The sequence below is a fragment of the Maribacter sp. 4G9 genome (assembly GCF_002742265.1).
Classification (GTDB): domain Bacteria; phylum Bacteroidota; class Bacteroidia; order Flavobacteriales; family Flavobacteriaceae; genus Maribacter.
In genome coordinates this window covers 17,714-39,150 of the sequence record NZ_MDGL01000190.1, presented here as the reverse complement: position 1 = coordinate 39,150, position 21,437 = coordinate 17,714, and the positions used below count along the sequence as shown (strand labels likewise).

The window sequence follows — 21,437 nt, the reverse complement described above, 5'->3', positions numbered from 1 at the left end:
TACTTGACCAAAAGTCCCTCAAGTTCAACAACACGGTCGGCCAAACGACGGTTCGCACGCTCAAGATTCTCCAAACGAACCAATAACTCCGATATGAACTTATCCTTTTCGATAACCGAAAGATCCGATAATCTTTCGTAGGATCCAAATGAATTGACAACTTTATCAGCACTGATTAGTTACATCTTTCTTTATTTTTTCTAGAGATATATTTAATATGTTTAGAATGTTTTATATAATAGGTAACAAGTCCATTTTTGGGACAGTGGCGTTTCATAAGTGTACCAGCATGTTCCATTATTGTACTAGTGTAGTCCCAAAATTGTACTACTAGGCCAATCTGTCAAAACGGTTGTTTTTATACCAAATTTGATTTGTTCAAAATAGAAGCCTCCTATTCATTTATGGGTCTAGTATTTAGCATGATTCTAATCGTTTTAGGGGAAGAAGGAAAAAGTAGAGCAAGAGGGTAACACGCTAACGCGGTGTTACGTTTTATATGTACTTGATATTCAGTACACTAATAAATTTTATCGTTAAGTAAGGAAAGCAAATTTGCGTCAAATGGCCTGGGAACCCCTATAAAATGGCAAAAATTTGCGTCAAATTCATTTCGAGGGATGTTTTTGAAGAAGATTTTTCACGTACATTTTTAGGTTAATCCTAAAGTTGTAATTTACAAAACTATTGGACTTAATCGAAGGTCATAATAAGTATCCGCCAAAGCAAGTGCGCCCTATTTCGATTTTACTTGACGCTTATCTGCCGGAACACTATAAAATCGAAACAGGATCCGGCGCAGGTTAAATTATGGTAAGATTTGGGAGTTATAAAATCTCGTTTTTCTGCTATAAAAAAGTTAGTGCGAAGATTTTCTTACCAGTGCAACATGTGATAGCTTCTCTTTGAGGATCGCCATATCCTCGCTTACCTTCTTATTCACGATTTTTGCATAGTGCTGCGTAGTTCGTAAATTTTTATGACCTAGAAGCTTACCTACCGTTTCGATAGGCATCCCATTGGAAAGTGTCACCGTAGTCGCAAACGTATGTCGGGCCAGATGGGTAGTCAGGTTTTTGGTTATACCGCAGCGGTCGGCGATTTCCTTGAGGTAGGCATTGGATTTCTGGTTGCTTAACACTGGAATGACACACTCCCCATTTTGTACTTTGGGGTGGTCTTCATACTTTTCCAAAATTTCCATGGCAGATGGGAGGAGGGGAATCCCCAATTTCGAGCGCGTCTTTTGCCGCGCACTTTGAATCCATTGACTGCCATCAATATGCGGTACGATATTATTGGGTGTCAACTTTTTTACATCGATATAGGCCAGACCGGTAAAGCAACAAAAGACAAACATATCCCGTACGATATCGAGGCGGGGCATTCGGATTTCCAGATTGACTATTGACTCCAATTCCTGTTTGGTAAGGTATTCCCGTTCGACTGTTTTGAATTGTACTTTATAATTGTAAAATGGGTCTTTAGAAATCCATTCATGGGCAACTGCCAATCGAATTATTTTCTTGAAGTTGTTGATATATTTTAACGCGGAGTTATGATTACAATTCTTGGTCACCTTCAGAAAATATTCGAACCCCTTGATGAACTTGAGGTTCACATCTCGGACAGGAATATCAGAACGTCTATATTCACTTTTGACATATTCTTGAACATGTTTCTTAGTGGTATTGTAACGTTTCCAAGTGCCCAAAGCAAAATCCTTTCCGATCAGCTTTTCCATTTCAGCATTGTGTTCTTCAAAAAGCACTACCAACATTTTAAGCTTGTCTCCGTTATCAACATAGGCACTTTTTATGTCCAAGGCCGTAAAGGGTTTTTCCTCATCAATAAAGCGTTGGTGAATGCGATTTATTTTACTTCGAACGGTGTCCAAATATTGGTTCAACTGCACAGCCTTCGCGTCCGAGCCTTTCATTTTTCCCAATCGGGCATGCCATTTTTCAGGCTCGATTTTACGTGAAATGCTCAATTCGCTTCGCTTGCCATTTACCGTCAATCGTTAGTATATCGGGACTTTCACCGATTTGTTTCGATTTCGACTTTTTAAGTAAAACAGCTGAGTGAAAGAAGGGTTCATTTTGCTCACCGAATTGGTTGATTTTAAAGGTAAGGAAAATGGAAAAAATGTGAAAGTTAATTAACATTATATCAGTTAATTACGTGCCATTCGGTGAGCACTTTTTGGGTATGCGAAATGCTCACCGAATAGGTCACCTAAAATTCAGTTTCAAAACGATTCATTTGTGTATGAAAAAAATAAAAACCCCTGATAATCATAAGATTAAGGAGTTTTTGAATCGTTTTGGTACTGTTTTAGTGGAGCCGGAGGGATTCGAACCCTCGTCCAAACAAGCAACGTCAGTGCTTTCTACATGCTTAGTATCTGTTTGGTTTTCGATGTACACCTGACCAGAAACCGCCTAATGTACACTTATCTTCTTTAGGTTTTAGAGGCACCGCCAAAGCGAGCGGATACCCTTGTGTTGACTTTTCTGGTGCTCCTAAATGAATCGCCGTCAACAAGGGCTATTCAGGAACATCTCGCTTCCCTACCTTGTAGGGACGAGGCATATCCTACTATAATTCGGATTATGCGGCAAGAGCGTAATTATTTTCGCCAATTAAAAGTGTGAAGTATGATATTAACGAGCTGTACCCCAGCGCTCGGCATGCTTACATTGCCATTGGTCTCGCTGTCAAAACCAGTCGGCCCCATAATGAAATAGTAAATCTATGATTTACGTAATTGAATTATGCCCTGAGTACTTCGTCCATACTCAGCATAAACTCTGCCGAAGGGTCTAATCCAAACTCTCACTTTTTTTTCAAAGAACTACAACGGTACGTATTACGGTACCGAGTTGGGCGTTTCCCTTTTCGTGAAACTTCAAAGGGTCAGGCTATCGGCTTTATCTTTTTCTGTTTCTCGACTGAGCTCGAAATGACAGAAAAAGGATATCGCCTCTATCCCTAACGCGGGGGAGCAAAGCTAACAAAAGTTTGCTAACCGCTACAAATCCCATTACATTTATGCAATATTTATACCAAAAGCTGTATGAAGTTCGGAATCATTAGAGAACGCAAGAACCCCCCTGATCGTAGGGTAGTTTTGCCTCCAGGAGCCTGCCAAAAAGTCGTAGCGGGTTTTCCAAAAGCACAGATAATTGTGGAACCTTCGCCCATTAGAGCGTTTGACGACGATGCCTATAGGCAATTGGGTTTACCAGTGCAGGACTCCATGCAAGACTGCGATGTCCTTTTAGGGGTCAAGGAAGTTCCCATCGATGCGCTTATTCCAAATAAGAAATACTTTTTCTTTTCGCATACCATAAAAAAACAGCCTTATAATAGAAATCTGTTACGGGCCATTTTGGAAAGGAACATTGAGCTCTATGATCATGAGCTCATATCCAATACCAGCGAGCAACGTTTGGTAGCCTTTGGCCGATATGCCGGTATTGTAGGGGCCTATAACGGATTCAGGGCCTATGGTCTAAAATATGATTTGTTCGGGTTGCCCAAGGCCAATGCCCTTCCTGACCAGCAAGCATTGATTCGTGAATTGAAGAACATCAAACTGCCCAATATAAAAATATTGCTAACGGGCAGGGGCAGGGTTGGCAACGGTTCCCGGGAAATTTTGAATGGTATGGGACTGAGAAGAGTGACCGTTGCTGAATATTTGGAAGATACATTTAACGAACCAGTCTATTGTCAGATCGACGCTGGGGAATACAATAAACGTAAAGATGGGGTTCGCGGTAATAAGGCGGATTTCTTTTCCCATCCGGAAGAATACAAATCGAATTTTTTCAGATTTGCAAAGGTGACCGATTTCTACATTGCCGGGCATTTTTACGGGCAGGGGGCACCCTATCTATACACGAGGGATGACGCCAAACATCCAGATTTTAAGATCAGGGTTGTGGCGGATGTCAGTTGTGATATTGATGGACCCGTAGCATCGACCATTAGGGCTTCAACGATTGCAGACCCTATTTACGGTTATGATCCAGAAACAGAAAGTGAAACCGATTATAAAAATCCAAATGCCATTGCCGTTATGGCCGTGGACAATCTGCCGTGCGAATTACCCCGCGATGCCAGTGAAGGCTTTGGCGAAGCCTTTGTTAAGAATGTTATCCCAGCCTTTTTCAATGGGGATAAGGACGGTATCCTGCAACGGGCAAGGATGACGCAAGATGGGAAATTGACCGCTAGATATGGATATCTATGGGACTACGTGTCAAATTCAGCAATGTAGCCACAGTTCTATTTTTAAATGAGCAGCTTTAGATTGGTCATTCAATTTTAAAATGTTGTTTGTAGCCAAGCAATCTTGACTACTTGCTTACCTTGAAATGTGTTTGTTTAAGACGAAAGAAGTTTCATTTTCGTCAAAACCCCTAATAAATCGGTTTACAGGAATGGATCATTTTAAAATAGGCCTACTGAAAGCTACCACCCACCTACAGTAAACCGCTATTCACCGAAACATCCATTCCCATTGGAATTACCGATCCTAATGAAGGGGAAAGGAGATTGTAATTTCACCATACAAAATGAAATGATATGTTTCGAATCATTGGTGCTATGGACGACTTTGAGTTAAGAAGTTCGCGTCCCGTTCTCTTACTTATTTCACCGGGTCTTTATCTGTACAGTATGGCCATTGGCTATTTTGATCCGGACCGTATAGAACTGGATTGGGCCCCAGAGGCATTAAGCCTTTTCTTCTTGGTAGTGGGTCTCGCTCCCTTTTTCCTTAATTCTTGGTGCCGAAAGTATTATGGGTATATTGTATTCGCTGCCCTTACTATATTTGCCAATTACTTGATAATTACCTCTGCCCTGAACCAATTTCATCTATCCTACCTGTTGGGTACCTATGTGGTTCTTTTTGGGGGCATTCTCTTGTTGACCCACAGAATATGGATCATACTTTATACCTTTTCCTCCTTCATCCATTTGTTCCTAAAATTGGGATTGTCCAATGTTTCCTTTTCCGATAAAGGGGCCGTGCTGTTGTCCCTTGCCACCATTTTCGTTTTTTCAATGTTTATCCAGAACGGTTTTATCAGGTATAAATATAAATTGCGCAAGCAAAATATGGATTTGGAAACAATGGTAAAACAACGTACCAAGGCCTTGGAAAGAAGAGCCAGGGAATTATCCGTCAAAAATAGGGAGCTGGAAGAATTTGCTTATGTTGTCTCCCATGATATAAAGAGTCCATTGCGTAACGTACACTCCTTGGGTACCTGGATTTTGGAAGATATGAATGATGGCAGATTGGAACAGGGCAAGGTCAACCTACAACTTTTAATGGATCAAGTGGCCCAAATGGATATGCTTGTGGATGGGATTCTTAAATACTCCCTGGGTATTGAAAAAAAGACGGTGACAGCTCTTTTGGATTTAAACGAAGTGGTAGATGGACTTATAAGGGCCAATAATTCTGATAAGGTAATTATAGAAAAGGATAGTTCGCTGCCTCGTTTATTGGTAGATCGCACCCAAATGCTACAGGTTTTTCAAAATTTGATTCAGAATGCCATAAAATATAATGACAAACCTATAGCTTATATAAATGTAGGTGTCATGGATGAAGTGGACCGTTTTACCTTTTATGTTCAGGACAACGGTATGGGCATAGCCAAGGAACACTTTGACCGTATTTTTAAATTGTTCCAAAAACTGGAGGAGGACAAACGTAAGGACTCCAGTGGTATTGGACTAGCTGTCGTGAAAAAGATTTTGGCTAAAAATGGCGGCGAAATCTGGTTGGAAAGCGAGGCGGGTAAGGGAACCACGTTTTTCTTCTCCTTTTTAAAGGAAGATGTGCTATTCAATTTCGGAAACAAAAAACCCCAGAAAGAATCATTGGCCTACTCTGAGGTCCCATGAAATAACGGGATTCGTTCTAGGTGCCACGTAGGCACCCAAGGCCTTCAATTCTAGTTGTAACTGTCCCAAATTTTCCAAGGTTTTGATGCGCAATGTTTCAGATGTTCCGGCTTTGATGGTAAAAATGGCGGGTTTGCTATAAAAGGAGAATGTCATGGCATTTTCAAAAATAAGGTCGCTACTGCTCAGGTTCTCCAACACCACTTCCAATACCTGGGTGTCGTCGATATATTTCAGCGAATTTACCTGGATGCTTTTTTGAATCAATGGTACGAGATAGGCCTCCTTTCCTACTAGAAGATCATTGTAAACCGCCACGGTCCTGCCTGCAAAAAGGGCTTCCTTAATGGAGGGCAGTGTTTTTTCTTTTGCAAAAACCAAGGTAATCGGCCGGTGGTTTCCCTTTTCGGTATAGTCCCAATCGATAAGGCCGTGCACATCACTGGTACCCATAATCGTAAGGTTGTATTCCAAGGCCAGGGCTAGGGACTCCTCTGCATAATCCATACTATTGATGACTTCAATGCCGTGCAATTGTCCTTTCTCTACCAATGTTTTTTGAAAATCACTCATGATAGGAGTGCCTTTTGGACTTTGGGCGTACCATGCGGGGTGGTTCCAAAAAACATAGGCTCCTTGTTTACTGGCTTCCGTAAAAGCTTTTTCCGCTTGTTCTTGAAGAATTGGATTGGCATCTTTGATAAAAACGGCGTTGTTATGGCCCATGGGAGCACTTCTGGTAATCTCTGAGCCATGTACTATTAGCAAGTCATGGTCCTGAGCTTCCTTTAATGCGATTTCGTACGAACGGTTTCTGTCCGGATGCGGGATATCTTCCTTATGTGGCTGATATTCCAAGTGTTCCGTAAGTGAAATCAAATCCAAATTATCCCGAAGGGCTTCCTGTACCCGGATGTTCGGCCAAACATTACCATCAGAAAATACGGTATGTATATGTAAATCGGACTTAATGGTTTTGTAACCCGGAATATCTGGAAACGTCAAGGGTCTTGAACTCCGGTGTGAATGTTCTTGGGCCAAAAGCAAAATAGGAAAAAGAAATAATAGGAGGTAGTTGATGTGTTTCATAATGTTTTAAAAATAGCACTTCTCGTATTTTTGCTGGTATCTAAAAGATTATTAAAAAGTTAATTCCTTAATGTCTATCGGCTAGGCTCGAATAAATCGGTGTTAGGCCAAGCATCCTGACGCTCGATCATATTGTTCATAAATGTGTGGATTGCATCCAAAACTGTGGCAAAATTTGCTTCCCCACCATTTACAAGTACAACATAAGAAAATGGATGACCAACCCGCAAAACTGCTAAGGTTCCAGGTAACGCGCCGTTGTGTGTCCAGCTACTTCTTGAAAGGTAACTTACTCCATTCCCTGCCGGTAATATATTGTTGACACTGAATCTTCCATCAGATTTTACGGCAAGCAAGGCCAAGGATTTTGCATTAGAGACCCATCCTCCGGCCGCGTCTAATCGTTCAATATTCATGCTGTAAGGAGAAGCCCAGGAAGAATAGTATATGGTTTCATCAGGTAGTTTGTCTTCAACAGTGTTTTTTCCCATATATACCTCATGGATTAAATTGGGCTCCAAAATGTTCCCTTTAACATAGTCTTTATAGCTTTGGCCACTTTTGGCCTCAATGATTTTGCCCAATAAGGCATACCCAAAATTGGAGTATTGAAATCGAAGACCGGGCTCAAAGGTCAATGAGCGCTCATCCAATACCCTATCTGCTAGAACATTAAAATTTGAATCGACTTGCTCGAACATTATGTCGGTAGGTTCGTTAGCAAAACCAGCTGTATGTTCCACTAAGTGGTCCACGGTAATCTGAAGCTCGTTGTTTTCAAAGGGAAGGTTGCCGTAAGTGTTTCCTAAGATTGAATTGGCCCCGAAAACACGCTCATCCAAGCTGAGTTTTCCATCGAGCACTAATTTCGAGATTGCCAAAAGGGTAATGGGTTTTGATATACTTGCAATTCTAAACAAAGTGGAATTGGAAACTGGTGAATTCTTCTCAACATCCGAAACCCCAAAAGCATTTAGGTATACCAATTTTTCATTACGGATAATGGCCATTTGGGCACCGCGAAAATTGTATTGTGACATGAACCTTTCAAAATCAGCTGTAATACCATTAAGATTTACTTGGGTTGAAGGCTGCTCTTTTGGTTCTTCAGTTTGCTCTTCAACAGGGGTTGAAGGTAAGTTTACTTCAGGCGCCAAGGACTCATTAGTAGCATCAATGCTCTCTTGATCACATGAAAATATTATTAGAAAAAAGAAGGCGAAAAGAAGTATTTTCTTCATAATACTCAGTTTCAAACATCTTTAAAGATACTAATAAAAGCTAATTCATAAACGATATTAAAGAATCACCAAGTAAATTAAGGGAAGTAGTACTTTCCCACATTGCTGTTATTCATAAAACCAAGTAAAACAATAAAGTAAAACTTTGGACTTTACCCTTCTATAACATTGAATGACGATAAAATATCGCAAATGTCAGACAACAATCGCATAGTTGGTTGGGAATTGGTCAATTGCGGTTTACTCTATAAGTAATTCTCCGATTGGTAATTATGGTATTGACCCGAACGTTTAACGTGACTACATTGGAAGTCAGTAATATACAGGAATACGTCGAATTTGAAACCAATAATCGATATTGATTGCCGTCTTCTGCAGCTGTGGGATTGCTGATATTTAACGTTTGGCTATCTGTTCCGCTGTATAACCCTCCTTCCATAAGGTCAATCCAGTTGGTACCACTATAATATTGCCATTGGAACGTATCGGCATCTGCTGTTATAGTAGAAAAAGTACCGGTACACCCTGGACAAATGTTTCTATTGGAAGGTTCGGTTGTTATACTTGGTGCAATTCCTTGCTCTTTAAAATCATATTCGCCACTCGTATCAACATCGGCCGGTTCAGTATAGCCATCAGTACCAGAAGTTACTAAGCCATTAGAGTCGACCACTATTGGATTGTCACCTAAATATCCATCAATATTCTCATCAGTGAAACCAGCCTCAGAAACATCTTCGCAGCCATCGCCATCACTATCTAAGTTTTGAAAATCAGGGGTGCCATCGCTATTGGTATCCGTAATAATGTAATTGGTTGTTTGGTTGTTTGGGTTGCCTTGTAAGGTATCATCAATTCCGTCGGAACCTACCGAGCCGGTAAGCCTGCCATTGGTGTATGTAAGAGTGTGGCCCGCCTCCACAACATCATAAATACCATCATTGTCACTATCCAAATCCAGGCGATCGACTACGCCATCCCCATCGGTATCCAGATCTGTACAAAATTCACCAAAAGAATCTTCATTATATGCCAAGAAGGCTGTATCTGCACTATTGTTCATGGTCAGGCGCATTAAGCTAACTGATCCTATATTTGTAGCGTTCAATCCAAATTCTGAAAGTTCCAAAGTCGCCATTCGGATATTCTTGCTCGTGTTAATCTGCCATGCGTTACCATTTGTCTGATAAACATCATATCTCTGAGAACCAATTATGTTGTAAAGTTCACCTCCACCAAATGAAGTTACCCTCACTTCATTCCCAACAGGATTTCCCGCAGCATCAAAAAAAAGCTACGTTGTGGTCGACGGTTGAGGATATTTGTGCCACTTGGGTTATAAGAATGTCAGGTAAACCATCACCAACCGAGACTAAGTCGATGGTTGAAATATTGAAAAACCATGAATCAGAAACGTTAGCAATACCAGTTCCTAGATCTAAACCTCGAGCACCATTGGTCAATAATGGATTTAGAGGGTCTGAACCTAAATTTGCCACCACTGTTGACCCAAGACCATTGCCTAAATTGCCATCATTGAAGGAGGCCTCCAATGCAACTTTATTAGTAATCGTACTGTTTGGACGAAATGCCCGCCATTTCATACCTGTAGCAGCCACATCACCGTTTCCGTCGCCATTGGTATCAACGGTGTCAAACCTCCCATCACTATTCGAATCTATCATATTGGTATTTACCACTCCTGTGCTATAAATATTTCCGCCAGACCCAAAAGCCAATAAATTATGGCTTAGGTTCGGTTCAGTAGGATTTACGGAGCTATTTGATGAATACCAATACCCACCAAAATCAGTATATATTTCATCAACTGCCGTTCCACCTAAAACTGTGGTAGGCACCCCTAATGCACCGGGACTGGTAATGGAGCAAATCTGTTCATCAAAGTCTGTAATACCATCGTTATCATCATCGTAATCACAAATATCATTAATACCATCTCCATCAGTGTCAGTTCCCATTGGGTCTGAGCAAGGTTCGTAAACTGTTACGGTGGCAGTGTCTGATTTCCCCTGTGCAGCACAAATACTGTATGTTTCATCTACAATGGTATAGGTAAAACTCGTCGATCCTGGAAAGGGAGAAGCATTGTTATAGGTATAGGTTACTAATCCATTATTTGCATCATCAATCACAACTGAACCTACTGCGGGCTGCGTAATACTTTCTAAATAAAAATTTTCGCCATCAGGCTCTTTATCGTTTGTAAATAAGTTTATCTGAATTGAAACGCTATTTCCGTAAGGTATGGTAACCAAATCATCTGCCGCCTCAGGCGCATTTATATTTTGAATGGTTTCAGTATCAGTTGTGGTTAAATTATAATGATTGGTTCCTGCAATTGTTGATGGTTGGGCAATGCCAGTAGCAATCAACCTAGTGATTCCATCTTCCGGGTCATTGAAGTTGGGGTATCGGACTTCAATGATGTAGGTTTCATTTTCGCCCAAGGGAAGACCAAAATGTACGGTTTCTGGTTGTTGTGTCCCATGACCATAAACACCATTTACTTGACGGAGACCACTTATAATATTTCCGCTACAATCTCGGATAAGTACGTTGGTTCCTAAAGCTGTTCTTCCGGGAAACCCACCAGTATCGCCATTTGAGCCTCTATCCTCAACAACATTTACCATTAAATGATTGTTTCTATTGGCCATTGGAAGATTATTGATCCATAGTTGATTTCCAGAACCATTTATGTTCATATAAATATCCAAATCGCCATCATCATCAACATCAATCATAGTAGTACCTTCGCCATCATTAGAATTAAATGTTTCTGAATCCAAAGCAAAACTCATTGCGCTTCCACTGCCGATAACCCCTGGTGCTGGGGTTGGGCTATTTAATTGATTTAAGTATAAGTAACTTCTGTTTTGGCCTACCAATAAAATATCAATATCACCATCATTATCAATATCTCCACCAGCGAGGGCATCAATCCTGTTTGAAGAACTTCCATTGTTTGCATTGTTTGGTTGTGGCAAACCAGGAAAGACTGCCGTACCTAATGCGGTCCAAATTCCACTACCATCATTTCTATAAATCTGCGTAAAACCGTTTTCCGTCCAAACCGCATCCAAGTCGCCATCATTATCCAAATCCCAAAGTCCGTTTCCTCCCTTATTGCCATTGGCAGCTTGTGCAACGTCCGATCCATTACTAAAGGTTCCTCCTTGGTTTAAGAAAAAGTCATTTTCATCTCTTTTCCTCATGAAAATATCTACCCAACCGTCATCATCGGAATCTGCTGCCGTTCCAAAATCACCGTCAGTAGCAAATTGGTTTAAACCAAAATTGACTACGCCATTTCCATTACCAGTAGTAATATGGGTAAATAAAGCTGAAGCAGATGGATTTATTACTGTACTCGTGGTATGGTCTATATAATTGTTTCTTAGTAGTTCAATACCATAATTATGGCTATCAAAAAAAATGTCAAGATCTCCATCGCCCTCAAAGTCGAAAAATCCTGCGCCTTCAGCATTTATGGGGTTTATATTTATGGTATGTCCATTTCTGCCCACTGTAATTGGCGCTGTACCGCCTATACCATCACCAAAGGTACCCGAAGCATTTTGAAGAAATATTTGTATTGCGGGCGGGGATGGGTTTCCACCAGAATTACCGTGGGAAGTAATCATAAAATCAGGACGACCATCGTTGTTCAAATCTCCCCAGGCTGCTTGTCTTTCTGCTCTTTCATTTAAAATTCCTGGAGCGAGACTAGTTTGTACATTTGTAAAAGTTGCATTGCCGTTATTGCGCATCAATCTAGCTTTTTGAGAATTATGATTGATAAGAACCAATACGTCTTGATCACCATCTAGATCAAAATCTGCCCAAGCGTGTCCTCCATCCTTTGAAAACCCTATATTCAAATTGTAACTTACGACACTTTCGGTAAAGGTGGTTTGGGAAATTACACTAAGGGGAATTGTAAATAATAGAGCAAAGAGAAAAATAGTAAGTACAAATTCTTTTAATGGTAAACTAATATTTCTGCGTCTAGAGTACATTTCACTTTTAGTAAGATTATAAAAATCAATAAATTAGAAGTTGGATTTAAATAATTGTTGTGAATATAGCCAAAGTACTAGTCTATGATGAGATTTAGATTGTCAAACCGCTGTAGAAATTTTTCAATAATTAAAAAATTGTAGTATAATTCTTGTTAACTAAATAAATTCTAAGTCTTACGACTTGACAGAGTTACTTTCCTTAAAAAAGAAATCGTAAATTCCAAAATTTACTAAGGTATGAACCCGGCCGAAAACTATATTCTAAACCAGCCTGAGCCATTTCGCAGCATTTTATTACATGTTAAAACTGTTATAGAAAATGCCATACCTAATGTTTCAATGAAGTATAAATGGCGCATTCCTTGTTTTTATATCGATAAATCCCCTATTTGCTATTTGAACGTGTCCCTTAAAAAAGGGTTTGTGGATGTTGGTTTTTGGAACTCGGCCCACCTTACAAAAAATTTGGACAAAATGGTTTCCGAAAAAAGAAAGGTGGTCAAATCCCTTCGATATTCGACCTTGGAAGAAATCGATGACACCCTTTTGGCGGAAGTGCTACTGGAAGCCGAAACCCTTAAAAGTAAAGGCTTTTATAAAAGGGAGGATTTGAACTAAAAGGTGTTTACCACTTTTCGTAAAGCCACCAAATCCGTCAACAACTTTTTCATTAATTTAAGGTCCAACATATTGGCACCGTCACTTTTGGCATTTGCGGTATCAAAGTGTGTTTCAATAAAAAGTCCGTCAACCCCTGCCGCGATTCCTGCACGTGCCATGGTGCCTATTAAAGCCGGCCTGCCGCCCGTAACACCAGAAGATTGATTGGGCTGTTGAAGCGAATGGGTAACGTCCAATACAACAGGCGCATATTGCCTCATGGTAGGGACGCCCCTAAAGTCCACGATCATATCCTGATAGCCAAACATGGTACCACGATCGGTAATGATGGCTTGTTCGTTGCCCGTTTCTGTGACCTTGTTTACGGCATGCTTCATACTTTCAGGGCTCATGAATTGCCCCTTTTTTATATTTACTGTCTTTCCGGTTTCCGCTGCTGCTACGACCAAATCGGTCTGCCTCGCCAAAAAGGCGGGAATTTGCAAAACATCCACATATTCCGCAGCCATGGCAGCGTCCTGTTCTGTATGGATATCGGTGATTGTGGGAATCTTAAAGGTTTCGGAAACTTTCCTAAGGATTTTCAAGGCTTTTTCATCCCCAATCCCCGTGAATGAGTCTAACCGACTTCGATTTGCTTTTTTAAAACTTCCCTTGAAAACATAGGGTATTTTCAATTGCTCTGAAAGCGACACGATGTGTTCCGCAATTCGCAACGCCATATCCTCGCCTTCAATGGCACATGGGCCCGAAAGCAAAAAAAAGTTATTACTATCAGTATGTTTTATTTGGGTAATCTTGGTCAAATCCATCTAATAAATTTTTCATAAAGATAGTATTATTCAATAGTATTGTTTTTATTTTTAGTCGCAACATTGACCAAAAGCATCATGAGAAAATCAATCTTAATCTTATTTCTTTTTACCGCTATCGCTTCCTTTGCCCAGCGTGAGGGGATAACCGAAAAAGGTTTTGGAATCGTAAATCTGGAGCGTCATCAATTTAAGTTTGATTTGTTTAGTCCAGGAATCAGTTATGAATTAGGATTGTTTAGAAATCAAAGTATTTCTACTTCCTTAGGTTTAGGTATGGCTGCTTATGAACCTGGTTATGTATTTGGGTTGGCCTTGAATAACAGATATAGGTACTATCATAATTTTCAAAGAAGAATAAATAAGGATAAAAATGTATCAGGAAATTCTGGAAATTACATCGCTGCCGCACAAGCCATCTTTTTTTCGCAAGCAAGATTAACAACCAATATCATTGGGCCAGATGATTTTAATGTTGGTTTTTATGGAATGGTATACGGTATACAGCGAACCTTTCAAAAAGGATTTAATTTCAATGCAGAATTGGGAGCAGGTTATTATCGTGGTGATGGTATACAAAGTGGATACGGACCCTTAATTGGCTTTACTTTTGGCTGGGTGGCTACCAAACGTAAATCCGGAAAGCCGACTTTTGATTAAAGCATTATTTTTTTGATAGCTTCCAAATAACCTCTACTGACCCTCACTATTTCATTGTTTTCCATGGTGATATCGTAGGATTTACCATATTTATGCAATTCTTTTACTTTGTTTAGGTTTATGAGTGAAGATCTATGTACCCGAAGAAAAGATTTTGGATTCAATTTTTCCTCCAAAGCTGAAATTCCATAATTACTTACCAATATATCCAAAGCCGTGTGCAATTTTGAATAGTCGCCGAACGCTTCAATCCAGATAATATCGCCTACGGCTATAGTAATAAGTTTATCCTTTTTTTCAACCAATACCCTTTCTGGATATTCTGTTTTATCCATTAACAAAGATTGGGTGAGCGAACCCACTTTTTCCGTGGTCTGATTCAGTTTTTCAATTGCTTTTTTGAAACGCTCTTTGGTATAAGGTTTTAGCAGATAATCTATGGCATGAACTTCAAAAGCCTGTAGGGCATATTTATCATAGGCGGTCGAAAAAATAATAGTTGGAATTTCTTCTAGACGCGTAAGCACTTCAAAACCAGTAAATCCAGGCATTTGAATGTCCAGAGAGACCAAATCCGGTCGAAACTCATTAATTTCCCTTACCGCATCTACACCATTATTAACCTCCGCAATCAGTATCAAATCTGGAAAGTCTTGTAAATATTCCTTAATCAATTGGCGTCCCGCTTTTTCGTCATCCGCAATCAATACTTTTTTCATCTGCTTATTGTTAATTGTTCTTTATCGGACAGATGTAATTTGTCATTATCTCTTCTAGAACATTGTATCTTTTTTAGTTACCTGATTTTATAAAGAAAATCTAATTTTTAGACCCTGTGGTTGATTGTCAAGAAGTTCCAATTGGGAATTATACATTTTCTGAAGACGTAACCGGGTATTGGTAAGCCCGATACCTTTATCAAATACTGCTTTCTTTTCCTTTATTCCAACCCCTGTATCGCAAATCTCGAACATTAATTTGCCATCGATTTTTTTTATGTTGATCGATATGGTTCCGCCATCCAACAAACTGGATAGACCATGTTTAACCGAGTTTTCTACTAAAGGTTGTAAAAGCATAGGTGGCACCATTTCATCCAAAAGATTTTCGGGTACATTGATATCAATTCGTAATCGATCTTCGAACCTGGCTTTTTCAAGCTCTAGATATTTTTTTACAAATTCCAGTTCCTCTTTTAAGGAAACCAATTCTGATTGCGATGCTTGCAACTGGTACCGGAACAAATCGCTCAATTGTGCCACCATATTCCTTGTCTTTTCGTTCTCAGGAGGTAGCGAGGCATTTATGGTATTAAATACATTGTAAAGAAAGTGTGGGTTCAATTGAGCTTTTATGGCAGCAAGTTCACTTTTTAAAGCTGCTTGCCTTAACTCTCCTTCCAATTTTATTTTTCGTTCGTTCTCCCTGAAATAACGATAGGCGAAAAAACAACCAAATTGAATAAACAGAAATAATAATGGAATATACCAATCCCAAATAGCACCCGAACCTTGTAGCCGATTCATCCCCATGGCATCAACGATCATATATCTAATTTCTCTTGACAAAAAAGTCATAATAGGCAGCAAAAGGATAACGGTCAAAATTTGCCATTTTCTGGATTTATTACGTAATAGATAATATCCAAAGAACCAGATGATAACAGACGCAAGTAGGAGAAAAGTATATTGTTGTCCTGAGCCAAACCAAAATCCCCTTAAATTGGTCCATCCCCAAATTCCCTCCTCTTTATACCACATGCCATTGTACCATAGGACAATACGGTATAACCATGCAAAAAAGAAATAGAAAAGAAAAATCGCCAATATTTCCTTTCCTTTAATATTATAAAATGTAGTCGTATTTTTCTCGTTCATTTTTGATTTATCTGATTCATTAGATATCGAAAACATACCAAAACTCACCATCTACTGGGTCAAAACTGGCTTTTAGAAGACCTTCCGGTGTTTGTACAAGATAATGATTTGTAACCTCAATTTCTTTACTATTTAGCCAAGCCCTTACCACTCCATCCTCATATTTGAATACTAACCCGTTGTTGAAAACTGCTAGAAGATTATAACTTTTTGGATTTGCCTTCGAAAGCATGATTTCTTTTCGCTCCAATCCGGGCTTCTTTTCATGTTTATTGTGCCAAACAGTTTGAGAACCGTTTTCAAAATTTTGTGTCCAGTTGCGGCGCTCCATGGGCAATATGAAAATTTCCAGTTTTCCACCATCGCTTTTAATGATTTCCGGGGCTGATTTCCAAGGGGTTTTTATGGATAGAGTATAATTGCCTTCTAGGGTCAAGGCCGCATCTTTTCCTAAAATTTGTTGGCTACCGCTTTCATCTATCAACGTGAATTCAACACTTTCAGGATAATTGTACGTGGTGTTCTCATTTTTGACCACAACCGCAAAGTAATCCTGCCCTGTCATAAATTGACTGAGCAAGAGGGTTAATAGTATGGTTACAATTTTCATAGTTTCAATTTTTGTTATAAGCTAAAAGTAGAGCTGTAGTATCATTCTACAAAGGACTTTCAGACGAGTTGTCCTATACGCAGGTGAATTGCCCAAGGACTATTTAACGCTACATGGGCCTATTCATCAGTTTTTACTTTCACTGAGGGAATCAAAGCATGAATTTTGGAATCAAATCAAAAAACGAACAATCATGCGATTTTTTTTCACTCTTATTCTATTAGCAACTTTTGGATTTGCACATGCACAATCCATTTCTGGAAAAGTACTTTCACAGGAGCAAGATGTTGTTCCCTATGCGGCGGTTACTTTAAATCAACTGCAAGATTCAAGCCTGGTAAAGGCCGTTATTACAAATGAGCAGGGTCTTTTCGAAATCAAGAGTGCATCCAATGGAACGTACATTCTCAACATTTCCAATATTGGTTTTGCTGATTATAATAAGAGAATCGTACTTAATGATGCTTCTATGGAGTTAGGCGTCATTACTTTGAAAGCAGCTACGGAAAATTTAGACGAGGTTACGGTTGTTGCCGAAAAACCTATGGTACAGGTATTGGCCGATAAAACCGTTTTCAACGTGGAGAACACCATCAATGCGACAGGAACCAGTGCTTTTGAATTATTAAGGAAGGCACCGGGCATAGTCGTGGACAATAATGGTGGTATCATTGTGGAAGGCAAAGCTGGGGTGCAGATTTTTATTGACAACAGGCCTTCGGTTTTACAAGGTCAGGATTTAACCAACTTTTTTGAAAGCCTTCAATACACAGATATTGAGGCGATAGAAATTATCACGCAACCTTCCTCCAAATACGATGCGGCGGGTAATGCAGGTATCATCAATATAAAGCTCAAAAAAGATAAAAGTTTAGGGACCAACGGTTCCTTGACTACTGGAATTACTGTTGGGGATTTTGCCCGATACAACTCAAGTATCAATTTTAATTCGAGAGGAAAAAGAGGAAACCTTTATGGGGCCTACAGCAATAGATTTGGAAAAAGTAGTAATTTTTTAAATCTATTTAGAACCCAATCCGGAACACAGTTTAATGCCCGTACGAACAGTATTTATGATCAAAATAGCAATAACATTAAAATAGGTTATGATTTTTATGCAACCGAAAAGAGTATGGTAGGGGCTATTTTTAATGGAAATTTCAACAATGGATTTGGAAATAACAATTCCCGAACACCCATTCGGCCAGTGGAAAACATTGAAAATGACAGTGTATTGGTTTCCAATAATAGCACCTCCAATACCTCTTATAATATCAACGCCAATTTGAACTATAAATATGCGGATACGCTTGGCCGTACACTGAATTTGGATTTTGACTATGGGACTTACAATAGTGAACGTACGGCACTACAGCCCAACGTTTATTTTAATGGGGATGAAACGCAAATCATTCGGGAGAATGCAACAAGCCAAAATACGCCTATTGACATTGGCATTATCACGTTCAAGGCAGATTATGAGCAGGATTTGTTTAAAGGAAAATTAGGTTTGGGTTTTAAGTTTTCCTATGTAAATACGGATAACACTTTTGATTTTTTCAATCGGATAAACGGAGCATTTGTTTTGAACACCATGCAAAGCAACCAATTCGATTACACTGAAAAAATAAATGCCGCCTACATCAATTATAATTATAAATGGGAAAAATGGAACCTGCAGATGGGGCTGCGGGCAGAGAATACGATTTCAGACGGGTATCTGGTAAGCAATCAACAAAATGAGGATAGTAGGGTGGAGCGCAATTATACCAATTTCTTCCCTTCCGGGGGATTGACCTATCAACTGAACCAAAAAAATCAATTCGCACTTATCTATAGCAAGCGTATACAACGGCCTAACTATCAATCCTTAAATCCTTTCGAATATGTAATTGATGAACTTTCATTCAGCAAAGGAAATCCTTTTCTACAGCCACAGTATACGGATAATGTTAAGTTAGCGTATACCTATAAATATCGTTTAACGACCTCTTTAAGCTATAGTTACGTTTCGGACTTTTTTGCCCAGGTGACCGTAGCGGAAGGAGATAGTCGCAACTTTCTCACGACCAGAAACGTTGCCGATCAGGAAATCGTAAATTTTGGGATCTCATATCCCAAACAACTAAAAGAGTGGTGGAACCTTTATTTTAGCTTGAATGCCTACGTGAGCAACTACAAGGCCAACAGCCCGGAGTTCCTGCCCGTAAAACAAGAGACATTAAGTCTTTATGCCCAGAACACTTTTAATCTGCCCAAAGATTATACGTTGGAAGTTTCCGGATGGTACAGTTCGCCTAGTGTTTGGGGCGGTACGTACCGGACCCGTGCCTTGGGCTCTTTAAACGTGGCTTTCCAAAAAAGATATTTTAACGATAAACTCACGGCAAGATTGGCCTTTAATGATATTCTGTATACGGTTCCCTGGCGTGGAACTACACAATTTGGGGACTTATTTATTGATGGTAGTGGCGGTAGTGATAGTAGGCAGGTAGCTTTTAGCATAGCCTATGATTTTGGTCGTAATGAGATTAAAAAAGCTCGAAATAGGAAGACCGGATTAGAGGATGAAAAAGATAGGATTGGGAGTTAGTATATAAAGTTGAAGCCTTCAAAATCAATAAGATAAAAATAACATTTGTTTGGCTGGATCTAAGGAAATTAAGACTATCTTTGCGCGCTTAAAATAAGGCCTTATGTCCAATACAAAAAATATTGCGATCATCGCACACGTTGACCACGGTAAAACCACTTTGGTAGACAAAATCATGTATCACTGCAGTTTGTTCCGTGAAAACGAAAATACCGGGGATTTGATCCTGGATAATAACGATTTGGAACGCGAACGAGGTATTACGATTACTTCCAAAAACGTTTCTGTGGTTTACAAGGATACTAAAATAAATATTATCGATACTCCGGGTCACGCGGATTTTGGTGGGGAGGTAGAACGGGTATTGAATATGGCCGATGGTGTATTGTTATTGGTAGATGCTTTCGAGGGTCCCATGCCACAGACCCGCTTTGTACTTCAAAAGGCCATAAATCTTGGTCTAAAGCCATGTGTGGTCATCAATAAGGTGGATAAGGAAAACTGTACACCGGAAGAGGTACATGAAAAAGTCTTTGATTTGATGTACGAATTGGGAGCGGAGGAATGGCAGTTGGATTTCCCTACCGTTTACGGTTCGGCCAAGCACAATTGGATGAGCGATGATTGGAAGCAACAAACGGACAATATAGAACCTTTATTGGATATGGTCATCGAACATATTCCTTTGTTCGAACCCAAGGAAGGAAATACCCAGATGTTGATTACGTCCTTGGATTTCTCTTCGTTTACAGGAAGAATCGCTATAGGTAGATTACAGCGTGGTACTCTAAGCGAAGGCCAACCCATTTCTTTGGTCAAAAGAAATGGTAACATAGTAAAGTCCAGAATAAAGGAGCTTTTTACCTTTGAAGGTTTGGGCCGCAAAAAGGTCACTTCCGTTGAAGCGGGCGATATTTGCGCCTTGGTGGGTGTTGAAGGTTTTGAAATAGGGGATACCGTAGCCGATTTTGAGAATCCGGAAGGAATGAAGACCATCGCTATTGATGAGCCTACTATGAGTATGTTGTTCACCATTAACGATAGCCCGTTTTTTGGAAAGGATGGTAAGTTTGTAACATCCAGACATATCAAGGAACGTTTGGAGCGTGAATTGGAGAAAAACTTGGCACTTAGGGTAAACGAGACCGATAGTGCCGATAAATTTTTAGTCTTTGGTCGTGGTGTACTTCACTTATCGGTTTTGATCGAGACCATGAGAAGGGAAGGCTACGAGCTACAAATAGGTCAACCTCAGGTAATCATAAAGGAAATTGATGGGGTAAAATGTGAGCCAATTGAGCATTTGACCATAGATTTGCCAGAGGAAGTTTCTGGAAGGGCAGTGGAAATGGTTTCTATCCGAAAAGGCGAAATGACCAGTATGGAGGCGAAAGGCGACCGAATGATCTGTGAGTTTCAAATCCCGTCCAGGGGAATCATCGGACTAAGAAATCAATTGCTTACGGCAACGGCAGGAGAAGCGATCATGGCACACCGATTTTTGGAATACCAACCCATGAAAGGCGATATTCCCCAACGTCAAAATGGCTCCTTGGTTTCTATGGAAACGGGCAAGGCCATTCCATATTCCATTGATAAATTACAGGAACGTGGTAAATTTTTTGTGGATCCGGGTGAGGATATCTATGAAGGACAGGTTATTGGTGAAAACTCACGTGGGGAAGATATGACGGTAAATATTACCAAGACCAAGAAACTCTCAAACGTGCGTTCTTCAGGTGCCGATGATAAGGCCAGGATAGTACCGGCCATTAAATTCTCTTTGGAGGAAGCTTTGGAATACATTCAAAAGGACGAGTACGTTGAGGTTACCCCAAAGCATCTAAGGCTGAGGAAGATCTACCTTACGGAAAACGACCGAAAGCGTAACAAAATAGCATAAAACCGGGCCCTGATTTTTCAGGGCCTTTTTATTTCTTGTACGTTTTGGGAAATCCCC

15 protein-coding genes and 1 other RNA gene are annotated in these 21,437 nt (G+C 39.9%); 6 read left to right on the top strand and 10 right to left on the bottom strand.

The genetic code is table 11. The features are described 5' to 3' along the window. Positions 1-859: 859 nt before the first annotated feature. Together BFP75_RS20200 and ssrA are read right to left on the bottom strand one after the other, a co-directional pair. Complete coding sequence (locus tag BFP75_RS20200) at positions 860-2,020, bottom strand: site-specific integrase (protein ID WP_317044547.1); 1,161 nt, start codon at positions 2,018-2,020, stop codon at positions 860-862. A 318-nt stretch (positions 2,021-2,338) separates the two neighbouring features. Next, positions 2,339-2,738: a transfer-messenger RNA gene (gene ssrA / locus BFP75_RS20195) on the bottom strand. A 341-nt stretch (positions 2,739-3,079) separates the two neighbouring features. On the opposite strand from ssrA, the gene BFP75_RS20190 reads away from it, so the two are divergent. Both BFP75_RS20190 and BFP75_RS20185 read left to right on the top strand, forming a co-directional pair. Further along, positions 3,080-4,288, top strand: coding sequence for an NAD(P)-dependent oxidoreductase (locus tag BFP75_RS20190; protein WP_099547131.1), 1,209 nt, complete (start codon positions 3,080-3,082; stop codon positions 4,286-4,288). Positions 4,289-4,596: 308 nt separating this feature from the next. Next, on the top strand, positions 4,597-5,931 hold the full coding sequence (locus BFP75_RS20185; RefSeq protein WP_099547130.1) for a sensor histidine kinase: 1,335 nt from the start codon (positions 4,597-4,599) through the stop codon (positions 5,929-5,931). Here the strand turns inward: BFP75_RS20185 and BFP75_RS20180 are convergent. From BFP75_RS20180 to BFP75_RS20165, 4 genes are all read right to left on the bottom strand, one after another. Further along, positions 5,905-7,020: an Sb-PDE family phosphodiesterase gene (locus BFP75_RS20180; protein WP_099547129.1), complete on the bottom strand. Its 1,116-nt coding sequence runs from the start codon at positions 7,018-7,020 to the stop codon at positions 5,905-5,907. The genes BFP75_RS20185 and BFP75_RS20180 overlap by 27 nt on opposite strands. 74 nt (positions 7,021-7,094) lie before the next feature. Beyond that, on the bottom strand, positions 7,095-8,261 hold the full coding sequence (locus tag BFP75_RS20175; protein WP_099547128.1) for a serine hydrolase domain-containing protein: 1,167 nt from the start codon (positions 8,259-8,261) through the stop codon (positions 7,095-7,097). Between the two features lie 229 nt (positions 8,262-8,490). Then, the gene (locus BFP75_RS20170; RefSeq protein ID WP_099547127.1) at positions 8,491-9,516 is read right to left on the bottom strand and encodes a hypothetical protein; all 1,026 of its coding nucleotides are present in this window, start codon (positions 9,514-9,516) and stop codon (positions 8,491-8,493) included. Positions 9,517-9,544: 28 nt separating this feature from the next. Further along, positions 9,545-12,301: an FG-GAP-like repeat-containing protein gene (locus BFP75_RS20165; RefSeq protein ID WP_099547126.1), complete on the bottom strand. Its 2,757-nt coding sequence runs from the start codon at positions 12,299-12,301 to the stop codon at positions 9,545-9,547. A gap of 240 nt (positions 12,302-12,541) precedes the next feature. On the opposite strand from BFP75_RS20165, the gene BFP75_RS20160 reads away from it, so the two are divergent. Then, positions 12,542-12,922, top strand: coding sequence for a DUF1801 domain-containing protein (locus tag BFP75_RS20160; protein WP_099547125.1), 381 nt, complete (start codon positions 12,542-12,544; stop codon positions 12,920-12,922). On the opposite strand, the gene kdsA is transcribed toward BFP75_RS20160, so the two are convergent. After that, positions 12,919-13,737 carry a 3-deoxy-8-phosphooctulonate synthase gene (gene kdsA / locus BFP75_RS20155; RefSeq protein WP_099547124.1) on the bottom strand — a complete coding sequence of 273 codons (819 nt, stop codon included), beginning with the start codon at positions 13,735-13,737 and terminating at the stop codon, positions 12,919-12,921. The two genes, BFP75_RS20160 and kdsA, sit on opposite strands and share 4 nt — an antisense overlap. A 78-nt stretch (positions 13,738-13,815) precedes the next feature. Here kdsA and BFP75_RS20150 point away from each other — a divergent pair, with 78 nt between their 5' ends. Further along, on the top strand, positions 13,816-14,397 hold the full coding sequence (locus BFP75_RS20150; protein ID WP_206073587.1) for a hypothetical protein: 582 nt from the start codon (positions 13,816-13,818) through the stop codon (positions 14,395-14,397). Here BFP75_RS20150 and BFP75_RS20145 read toward each other — a convergent pair. The 3 genes from BFP75_RS20145 to BFP75_RS20135 form a co-directional block, all read right to left on the bottom strand. Beyond that, positions 14,394-15,116, bottom strand: a complete 723-nt coding sequence (locus BFP75_RS20145; protein ID WP_099547123.1) for a LytR/AlgR family response regulator transcription factor — start codon at positions 15,114-15,116, stop codon at positions 14,394-14,396. The two genes, BFP75_RS20150 and BFP75_RS20145, sit on opposite strands and share 4 nt — an antisense overlap. A gap of 87 nt (positions 15,117-15,203) precedes the next feature. Continuing rightward, complete coding sequence (locus tag BFP75_RS20140) at positions 15,204-16,274, bottom strand: sensor histidine kinase (protein WP_099547134.1); 1,071 nt, start codon at positions 16,272-16,274, stop codon at positions 15,204-15,206. Between the two features lie 19 nt (positions 16,275-16,293). Further along, positions 16,294-16,884: a hypothetical protein gene (locus BFP75_RS20135; protein ID WP_099547122.1), complete on the bottom strand. Its 591-nt coding sequence runs from the start codon at positions 16,882-16,884 to the stop codon at positions 16,294-16,296. Positions 16,885-17,077: 193 nt separating this feature from the next. Here BFP75_RS20135 and BFP75_RS20130 point away from each other — a divergent pair, with 193 nt between their 5' ends. Further along, a complete protein-coding gene (locus BFP75_RS20130; protein ID WP_099547121.1) occupies positions 17,078-19,477 on the top strand; it encodes a TonB-dependent receptor domain-containing protein in 2,400 nt (799 codons plus the stop codon). A gap of 103 nt (positions 19,478-19,580) precedes the next feature. After that, on the top strand, positions 19,581-21,380 hold the full coding sequence (typA, locus tag BFP75_RS20125) for a translational GTPase TypA (RefSeq protein ID WP_099547120.1): 1,800 nt from the start codon (positions 19,581-19,583) through the stop codon (positions 21,378-21,380). Positions 21,381-21,437: the final 57 nt, after the last annotated feature.

Coding starts and splice junctions, on each gene's coding strand:
- BFP75_RS20130 (WP_099547121.1), top strand. CDS start 17,078: ATGCGATTTTTTTTCACTCTTATTCTATTAGCAACTTTTGGATTTGCA.
- BFP75_RS20185 (WP_099547130.1), top strand. CDS start 4,597: ATGTTTCGAATCATTGGTGCTATGGACGACTTTGAGTTAAGAAGTTCG.
- BFP75_RS20180 (WP_099547129.1), bottom strand. CDS start 7,020: ATGAAACACATCAACTACCTCCTATTATTTCTTTTTCCTATTTTGCTT.
- BFP75_RS20140 (WP_099547134.1), bottom strand. CDS start 16,274: ATGAACGAGAAAAATACGACTACATTTTATAATATTAAAGGAAAGGAA.
- BFP75_RS20165 (WP_099547126.1), bottom strand. CDS start 12,301: ATGTACTCTAGACGCAGAAATATTAGTTTACCATTAAAAGAATTTGTA.
- typA (WP_099547120.1), top strand. CDS start 19,581: ATGTCCAATACAAAAAATATTGCGATCATCGCACACGTTGACCACGGT.
- BFP75_RS20135 (WP_099547122.1), bottom strand. CDS start 16,884: ATGAAAATTGTAACCATACTATTAACCCTCTTGCTCAGTCAATTTATG.
- BFP75_RS20175 (WP_099547128.1), bottom strand. CDS start 8,261: ATGAAGAAAATACTTCTTTTCGCCTTCTTTTTTCTAATAATATTTTCA.
- BFP75_RS20190 (WP_099547131.1), top strand. CDS start 3,080: ATGAAGTTCGGAATCATTAGAGAACGCAAGAACCCCCCTGATCGTAGG.
- BFP75_RS20150 (WP_206073587.1), top strand. CDS start 13,816: ATGAGAAAATCAATCTTAATCTTATTTCTTTTTACCGCTATCGCTTCC.
- BFP75_RS20160 (WP_099547125.1), top strand. CDS start 12,542: ATGAACCCGGCCGAAAACTATATTCTAAACCAGCCTGAGCCATTTCGC.
- kdsA (WP_099547124.1), bottom strand. CDS start 13,737: ATGGATTTGACCAAGATTACCCAAATAAAACATACTGATAGTAATAAC.
- BFP75_RS20145 (WP_099547123.1), bottom strand. CDS start 15,116: ATGAAAAAAGTATTGATTGCGGATGACGAAAAAGCGGGACGCCAATTG.